This is a genomic window from Novosphingobium sp. ST904 (genome assembly GCF_001298105.1).
Classification (GTDB): domain Bacteria; phylum Pseudomonadota; class Alphaproteobacteria; order Sphingomonadales; family Sphingomonadaceae; genus Novosphingobium.
In genome coordinates this window covers 1-6531 of sequence record NZ_LGJH01000070.1, presented here as the reverse complement: position 1 = coordinate 6531, position 6531 = coordinate 1, and the positions used below count along the sequence as shown (strand labels likewise).

The following is a 6531-nucleotide window of genomic DNA, read 5'->3' as shown; positions in this document are numbered from 1 at the left end:
TCGCTACACGATATGACCGCTGCCCCACCGTCTTCTTTTCCGCACTCGCCTTGGCTGCAACTGTCCTCTTCTGGCTCTGATCAGTGAGTCCTGAGCCTAGCTGAAGCAGTGCAATTGGGGACGCACGCGCAGAAAATCTCTTTTGATTTTCAGGCACGCCTCGCTGAGGTGACCAAGTATCTTTTTAAGTTGGGAGTGGGCAATATTGCCGCCACTCGTATCGTAGTGCGCGAGCTTGAAATGCGCCTTCACGGCGCATCAGACGAAGAATTATCAGATCTGGCGCGCCAGGAAGTACTCTCTGTCATCCGGCAATTGAAGGAGCAGGAAGACTTGCTCTGGAAGCAAAAGAAGATGAACGAGGTCCTTCGTGAGCATGATATGAAAATCGACCGCATGCTGGGGTGCGTCGATGATATGGAAGACAGTATCAGGGGCCAGCACGACAGGCATAGTTCGCTGACCAACGCGGTGGAAACGATAGAGAAGGTATCCGAGCAGCAAAGAAAAGATATCTTGTTTTTGCAGGAACAAGCCTTTTCTCAACAGATTGAGATTGAAAACCTTACTGCCTCGCTTGTGCGTGCCCGTTCTGACGTAATTGAAAGGGTGGAGGAGATTTCACAATCGCATCAGTCAGAGATTTTGGCTCTACAGCAGCAGGTCGTGATACATCAAGCCAGCCTTCGCCGGACCCTAGACGTCCGAACGGCTCTCTTGGTTGTCTGGGTAACTGCGTTGTCCGTCGCAGTTTATATCCTGCTGCGGGTATAGCTTTTTGAGTGCTGAATGACGCATCCCGGCGCAAGCAGACATTTTCACAGGCGTATCGGAAGGGCGTAGATTGATCGGCAATCCCGCGTGCGGCGTGATGAATACGTATAGGTGATAGGTGAGCGAGTCAGTTCCGGGTGAGTGATTTCAGGCTCTGGTACTGGATCAACGTCGCATGCCCGACTTTCACAGTATCGAGCTCTCCTGCCTGAATAAGTTCGTAAATACGGGATCGGCTGAGCCCGGTGATCCGGACGGCCGTGGCAATGCGCACGGTCAGCGGTTCAATGAACTTGTCCTGGGCTCTCTCACTCACAACCGGTTCCTTCGAGCGGCATCGCGGGCGCGCACGAAATTCCGATCGCCTTCGAGGAAGGCCGTGAGCATCGCCGGGATGAGTTCCGTCACGGGTTCTTCGACGCCGTACTGGGCCGCATACAGACCGGCATAGGCTTGAAGGGCGTTTTGCAGATCGGGCGTGATGGTGATTGCAAGCTTCACCGGGGTGCGGTCCGGTAGCCTTGCAAGCTTCAGGTCGGCCATAGTGTATCTCCTGTCGCAGTCATCGGGGCTATAGGACGAGATCACGGGTCACAAGGACGCGTACCGGTGCGCCGGGCCTGATCGTGATCGTGGGCTGTACTTCGAGGTTGCGCTGGGTGATCTGGTCCCTGCGCGCGCAGTGTTGGTCTGGGCAGATTGTCGGATGGCTTCCACCAATCCGCCTTCGCCGGTGATCGTCAATTCAGATCCGACGCCGAGCATCGTGGCGATCGTAACGCCTTTCAGAAGCGTCCAGGTGTGGAAGTCGACCTTGTCTGCAAGGCCAGTGTATCCTGACGGGTCGGTCGCCGGCATGTTGTCCAGCGGCAGTGAACTCCCGTTTGGGAGGATAAGGCGTTGCCATACGACGAGCGCCCGCTTCTGGCCGAAAGCCACGAGGCTATCGTATTTGCCTATGAGCCGGGCACCTTGCGGAATAAGCAGAATGCGGCCCGTCACCGTATCGAAAATGTTCTGTGTAACCTGCGCCGTTACCATGCCCGGAAGGTCGGAGTTCAGACCTGTGATGAGGCTGGCGGGGATCACGCTGCCTGCCAGGATGCTGCGGGGCGAGGTCAGGGGCACTAGTCGATGGGTATTATCGGTTGATCCGGTATCCAGGATGCCTGCGAATTGTTCCTTGCGCGTGGTCTGAGGAACCAGCGGGCTGGATGCATCCGGTGCGATGCCGGGCGATGGCAGGACTGGGTTGGCGGTGCGTCCCGACGACACTTGCGCAAGCAGGCCCGATTGACGAGCAGCTTGCAATTCAGATCTTTGCTGTTGACGGCGTGCCGATTGCTCGTCGGTTCGGGATGGGTTGCCCTCTGCTGTAGCTCCCACTCTTTCCTGTGCCCGCAAAATTGGTCGGCCTAGGTCGCCAGGCAGAGGCGGCCCGAGTTTGGGGACGTCGCCATAGCTTCCAGGAAGTCCCGCGAGGCTATCAGGCGCACCATTGACTCCGGGCTGGGACAACTCGCTGTCTTGCGCGACCTTCCGGATGACCTGCGGCTTGAGTGCCAGCCATGTAATACCGAGTAGCGCGACGCTGGCGCAGGCAGTAGCGCCGACCACGACGTTCCTGCGCAGCCTGATCGCACGTCGAGGGGGCGTGCGCAGTTCCAGCGTTTCCGGATCCACTTTCTTGGCCGGTTCAGGGGGGGCGACGTCCGTCACTTTTCCCTCCCGAGATGAGGTGACGAACGGCGTTGGATTCGAACGACCTGCTGCTTCTTGAGACCGAGACGCAGTTCCGCTGCATCGAACAGGCGATCCACGACGTAGAAGCGATCGCGTTGGCGGTAGTTGACGAGTTCGGCCTTGCCGTCGGCATCGACTACGAAAAGCGGGGGCGCTTCGCCAACTCCGAACGAGGCAGGGAATTCGACATAGGTTCGCTCACCATCGTCGAATGCACGCAAGGGGCGCCATGCCGGCTTGTCGCCGCTAATCGCATAATCGAAATGAAGGCGTTCGATCGAGAGCCCGGAAGCAACCGGGGTTGCCGCTATCGCTGTCTCGGTCTTTCGCTTCCAGGCGAGCATCTCGTCCTGAGGATAGGTCCAGCGCATCGAGGACAGGGCCGTGCCGCGCGTACTGACGAGATGGACATGGTAAGTTCGCCGGTCCGTGGTGATCACCAGGTTCGTCGCCAGACCTGGTGCAAACGGCTTTACCAGCACGTGGGTCTGCCGGTCGCTTCCCGATCCGCTGGTCGTATCCCCGATGGCCCAGCGAGCGGTATCGCCACTTGCCACGGCGACAAGAGCCTCGCCAGACTGGAGCGCAAGATCGGTAACCAGGCCGGGCGCGACGTACCCTTCGAAAATTACGTTCTCGTTGTAGGGAAAGACTTGTGCGCCCGCCACGAAGCCTGCCGATGTCGGCTTCATCGTTGCAGCATGCGTCGCGGCAGCAAACTGATCGACCGGATTTTGCGCCCACGACGGGTTCGAAAAGGCAAGGCCGGCAGCTACCGGTAACACGGCTAGTTTCATCGGATCGTCTCCTGCTCGTCAGTGGGTTGGCGCTTTGTCGAATTGGAGGCCACGCCGGTGCGTGCGGTTGGCACTGCCTGCGAAGCGCCCTTGGGCGCCGGGAGGGACGGGGCCTCGCCGGCATCGAACTCCCGGCTCCAGTCGATCGCATCGACATAGATTCCCAGCGGGTTCTTGCGCAGCACCTCCGCGGACGTCGGCATGTGCGTCACGACGGTGAGGATCGCCGTCCAGTGGGTACTTCCCGTCAGGCTGCCGCGCTCGAAGACGGCCTCCGTCCACTTTATCTGGAAGGACTTGTCCGAGGCCCTGATGACACTCGTCACCTGGACCGAGACGGTGCGCTCTCCCACGCGGGCGAATGGCGTGGCGCCACGAGCGTAGTCATTGAGGAACTGGCTGCCGCGCCGTGTTGTGAAGTCGTAGGCCTCAAGCCAGCCTTGTCGCATCAGGACTGGGTCGAGCGAGGCCGTACGCACATTGCTGATGAACCTGGCGAGATACCAGGCTATTTGAGGGTCAGTCGGCTGGTAGGCCATTTCGGCGGGGCGTACGGCCCGTGCCTCGCCGATCCGATCGACCTCGACGACGTAAGGGGTGACTTTGCTGTGCATCGATTGCCAGGCGAGTGCCGCCGATGTGCCGCTTGTCAGCGCGAGGCAGCCGAATGCCATGAGGCGCCAACTCCTAGCCTGGGTCCGGGCTGAGCCGACCCGCTCGTCCCACAATTGCCCAGCGCGCTGGTAGGGCGTTTCAGGGGCGGGCGTGCGACCGTACCTCTGGAGGCTGCGTTTGAAGAACATCGCTCAGTCGTTCCTTTCCTTGATGTCGGGGGTAGCGGACCCGCCGCCGCGATCGCCTTGCTGGAGTGCGTGGACGGCAAGCTGGCGTCGGTGCCGGCTGGCCTGCTCGGCGCGCAGCGACCGTGCCCAGGCAGGTGGCGTGTCGGAATTGCTGCCAGCGGGAGCCACCGGGCCTGTGGCGGGCGCCGCAGCAGGCGTGTTGAACGCCTCCTGGCCAGCTTCGCGCCCTCGTGCAGTCGCTTCGCGAAGCCCGAGCGATCTGCCCATGCGCGTCTTCGCGGCATTTGCTGCCGAGCGAGAGATACCGGCAAGCCCTGCACCTACCGTCTGCTTGCCCGCCGCTTGCTGGCCCATGCGATAGGACGTGAGGTGGCGGCTCCCATGGCCGTGCCCGAGCGAACCGCACCGAGTGCAGCGGTGCCTGCAAGGCTCGCTCCGCCTGTCACGGCGCCGCCCGCAAGCATAGCCATTCCGCCTGCACCGGCAGCCGTGCCGATTGCGGCGCCCGCGCCCAGTTGCGGAGCGCCTGAGACGAGACCAGAGGCGATCGAAGGGCCAAAGATGCCGAGCCCAAGCATCGACAGGCTTGCGAGGACGAGACTCATGGCAGTGGCGATGTCGGAATCGTTGCCATTGAGCGCCGTAGTGAATTCGGAAAAGAAGCCGGACCCGATGCCGACGATCACGGCAAGCACCATCACCTTGACGCCCGAACTTACCACATGGCCCAGTACCCGTTCGGCAAGGAAGCTCGTGCGGTTCCACAGTGCGAAGGGAACGAGGACGAAACCGGCAAGGCTGGAGAGTTTGAACTCGAGGATGCACACGAACATCTGGATCGCGAGGATGAAGAACGCGATGACCACCAAGGCCCAGGCGAATAGCAGGATCACAATGGGCAGGAAGTTGTCGAAGAAGGTCGTGAAGCCGACCATGTCGCTGGCCTGGTCGAGCAAGGGCCATGCAGCCTCGAAACCGATCGCGGCCAAGTGTCCGGGCTTGAGCAGGTCGGCGGCCGACAGGCTACCGCCTCCCGCCGTCAGCCCGGCCTGCGCGAATGACCGGAAGATGATGTCGGCAAGCGACGAGAAGTTGTTCAGGATGTAGGCGAATGCGCCGACGTAGAGGATTTTACGGAGGAAGCGGCCGATGATGTTGTCTTCTCCGCCCATCGCCCAGAACAGGCCGGCCAGTGTTACGTCGATCCCGATCAGCGTCGCCGACAGGAAGCCGACATCGGACCCAAGAAGACCGAAGCCGCTGTCGATGTAGGTAATGAATGCCTGCAGGAAGCGATCGATGACGTTGAGGTCGTTCAAGGCGCACACCTTCCATTCAAGGGGAGGAGGGTCGCGAGGCGCAGCTGGGGAGTTGGGCTGCGCCTCGCGACGGCGGCGACGCGAGAGGATGCGCGTCGTCGCCTTGCCGGACCGGGCCTTTGCGGCCCGCAAGGACTAATCGGGCGTGTAGGCCGATCCGGAGCCGAGGAATTTCTTGGTGGCGGCACGCGCCTCTGTGCCTTGCGTTTCTCGGCGAGTCTGCTCGAGTGCTTCGCTGCGGAACTGGGCGGCCATCATCTGCTGGAGCTGGAATTGTTGCTTGGCGGTCAGCGCCAGGATCTGGTTGGTGGCCTGCTGGGCCTGGAGTGCTCCTTGTGCATCCTGGCTGCGGGCCACGATCGCGCCCAGCGAGCGGGCATCGTCCTGGATGTTCTCGACGATGCCGGACTGGACAGTCATCGTCTGGCGGTACGCGGAGATGCTGGCATCGAGACGACTGCGGGCATCGCGGACGCGGGTATCACTGGTCAATGCCGAGCTGAAATCCTGCGGAAAGAGCTTGGCAAACTTCTCGTCGAGTTGATCGACCTTGAAGTCGATGCCGGTGGCGCGGGCCATGAGCGTATCGATTTGGGCAAGCTTGGTCTTGATGGCATCGAGTTCGGGAAAGTCGATGCGCGCAAGGTTCCTGCCCTGGTTCACGAGCATCTGCGCCTCGTTTTGCAGTTGCTGGATCTGCTGGTTGACCTGCTGAAGCGTGCGGGCCGCCGTCAGGATGTTCTGTGCGTAGTTGGTGGGATCGAACACGGTGAACTGTGCGTGGGCGTCCGGCGCGGGAACGGCGAGCGAGACGGCGGCGAGGCCAACGCAGGCGATCGAGGCCGAGGGAAGAAAGGCGTGCGCGATGCGGGAAAATCGCATTATGCTTCTCCTGGGATGTGCGTGACAGGCGTCGGGAAGTCGGCGGCGAGATCTGCAGCCCAGCCAAGGCCGCTTTCGCGAAGCCAGGCAGCGGCAAAACCTGCCTGCCCATGCTGTGAAGCGCCCCGGGTTTTCAGGAGGCAGTTTTCATTTGGCTATGCAGCCATATCGAGGTTCTCGAGGGCTGCATAGTAATTGTCTTCGGCCTCAGCG

7 protein-coding genes and 1 pseudogene are annotated in these 6531 nt (G+C 61.2%); 1 reads left to right on the top strand and 7 read right to left on the bottom strand.

Translation table 11 applies throughout. The features are described 5' to 3' along the window. The first annotated feature begins 114 nt into the window (after positions 1 to 114). Complete coding sequence (locus tag ADT71_RS00930; protein ID WP_132470456.1) at positions 115 to 774, top strand: hypothetical protein; 660 nt, start codon at positions 115 to 117, stop codon at positions 772 to 774. A gap of 127 nt (positions 775 to 901) precedes the next feature. Here ADT71_RS00930 and ADT71_RS00925 read toward each other — a convergent pair whose 3' ends face one another. From ADT71_RS00925 to trbJ, 7 genes and pseudogenes are all read right to left on the bottom strand, one after another. Then, positions 902 to 1090 (bottom strand): AlpA family phage regulatory protein, encoded by a 189-nt coding sequence (locus ADT71_RS00925; protein WP_054434281.1) that lies wholly within the window; start codon positions 1088 to 1090, stop codon positions 902 to 904. Next, positions 1087 to 1317 carry a DUF2274 domain-containing protein gene (locus ADT71_RS00920; protein WP_054434279.1) on the bottom strand — a complete coding sequence of 77 codons (231 nt, stop codon included), beginning with the start codon at positions 1315 to 1317 and terminating at the stop codon, positions 1087 to 1089. Before ADT71_RS00920 ends, ADT71_RS00925 begins: the two co-directional genes overlap by 4 nt. A 48-nt stretch (positions 1318 to 1365) precedes the next feature. Next, positions 1366 to 2493, bottom strand: a complete 1128-nt coding sequence (locus ADT71_RS00915) for a TrbI/VirB10 family protein (RefSeq protein WP_369818138.1) — start codon at positions 2491 to 2493, stop codon at positions 1366 to 1368. Beyond that, positions 2490 to 3314, bottom strand: coding sequence for a P-type conjugative transfer protein TrbG (trbG, locus tag ADT71_RS00910; protein ID WP_054434277.1), 825 nt, complete (start codon positions 3312 to 3314; stop codon positions 2490 to 2492). Before trbG ends, ADT71_RS00915 begins: the two co-directional genes overlap by 4 nt. After that, the gene (gene trbF, locus ADT71_RS00905; RefSeq protein WP_054434275.1) at positions 3311 to 4117 is read right to left on the bottom strand and encodes a conjugal transfer protein TrbF; all 807 of its coding nucleotides are present in this window, start codon (positions 4115 to 4117) and stop codon (positions 3311 to 3313) included. Before trbF ends, trbG begins: the two co-directional genes overlap by 4 nt. A gap of 3 nt (positions 4118 to 4120) precedes the next feature. Next, positions 4121 to 5436 (bottom strand): annotated as a pseudogene (trbL, locus tag ADT71_RS00900) (P-type conjugative transfer protein TrbL). Positions 5437 to 5571: 135 nt separating this feature from the next. After that, positions 5572 to 6318, bottom strand: coding sequence for a P-type conjugative transfer protein TrbJ (gene trbJ / locus ADT71_RS00895; protein WP_054434273.1), 747 nt, complete (start codon positions 6316 to 6318; stop codon positions 5572 to 5574). Between the last annotated feature and the right edge of the window lie 213 nt (positions 6319 to 6531).

Bases quoted from the DNA above. Each gene is read 5' to 3' on its own strand.
- ADT71_RS00920 (WP_054434279.1), bottom strand. From the start codon at position 1,317: ATGGCCGACCTGAAGCTTGCAAGGCTACCGGACCGCACCCCGGTGAAG.
- trbG (WP_054434277.1), bottom strand. From the start codon at position 3,314: ATGAAACTAGCCGTGTTACCGGTAGCTGCCGGCCTTGCCTTTTCGAAC.
- trbF (WP_054434275.1), bottom strand. From the start codon at position 4,117: ATGTTCTTCAAACGCAGCCTCCAGAGGTACGGTCGCACGCCCGCCCCT.
- trbJ (WP_054434273.1), bottom strand. From the start codon at position 6,318: ATGCGATTTTCCCGCATCGCGCACGCCTTTCTTCCCTCGGCCTCGATC.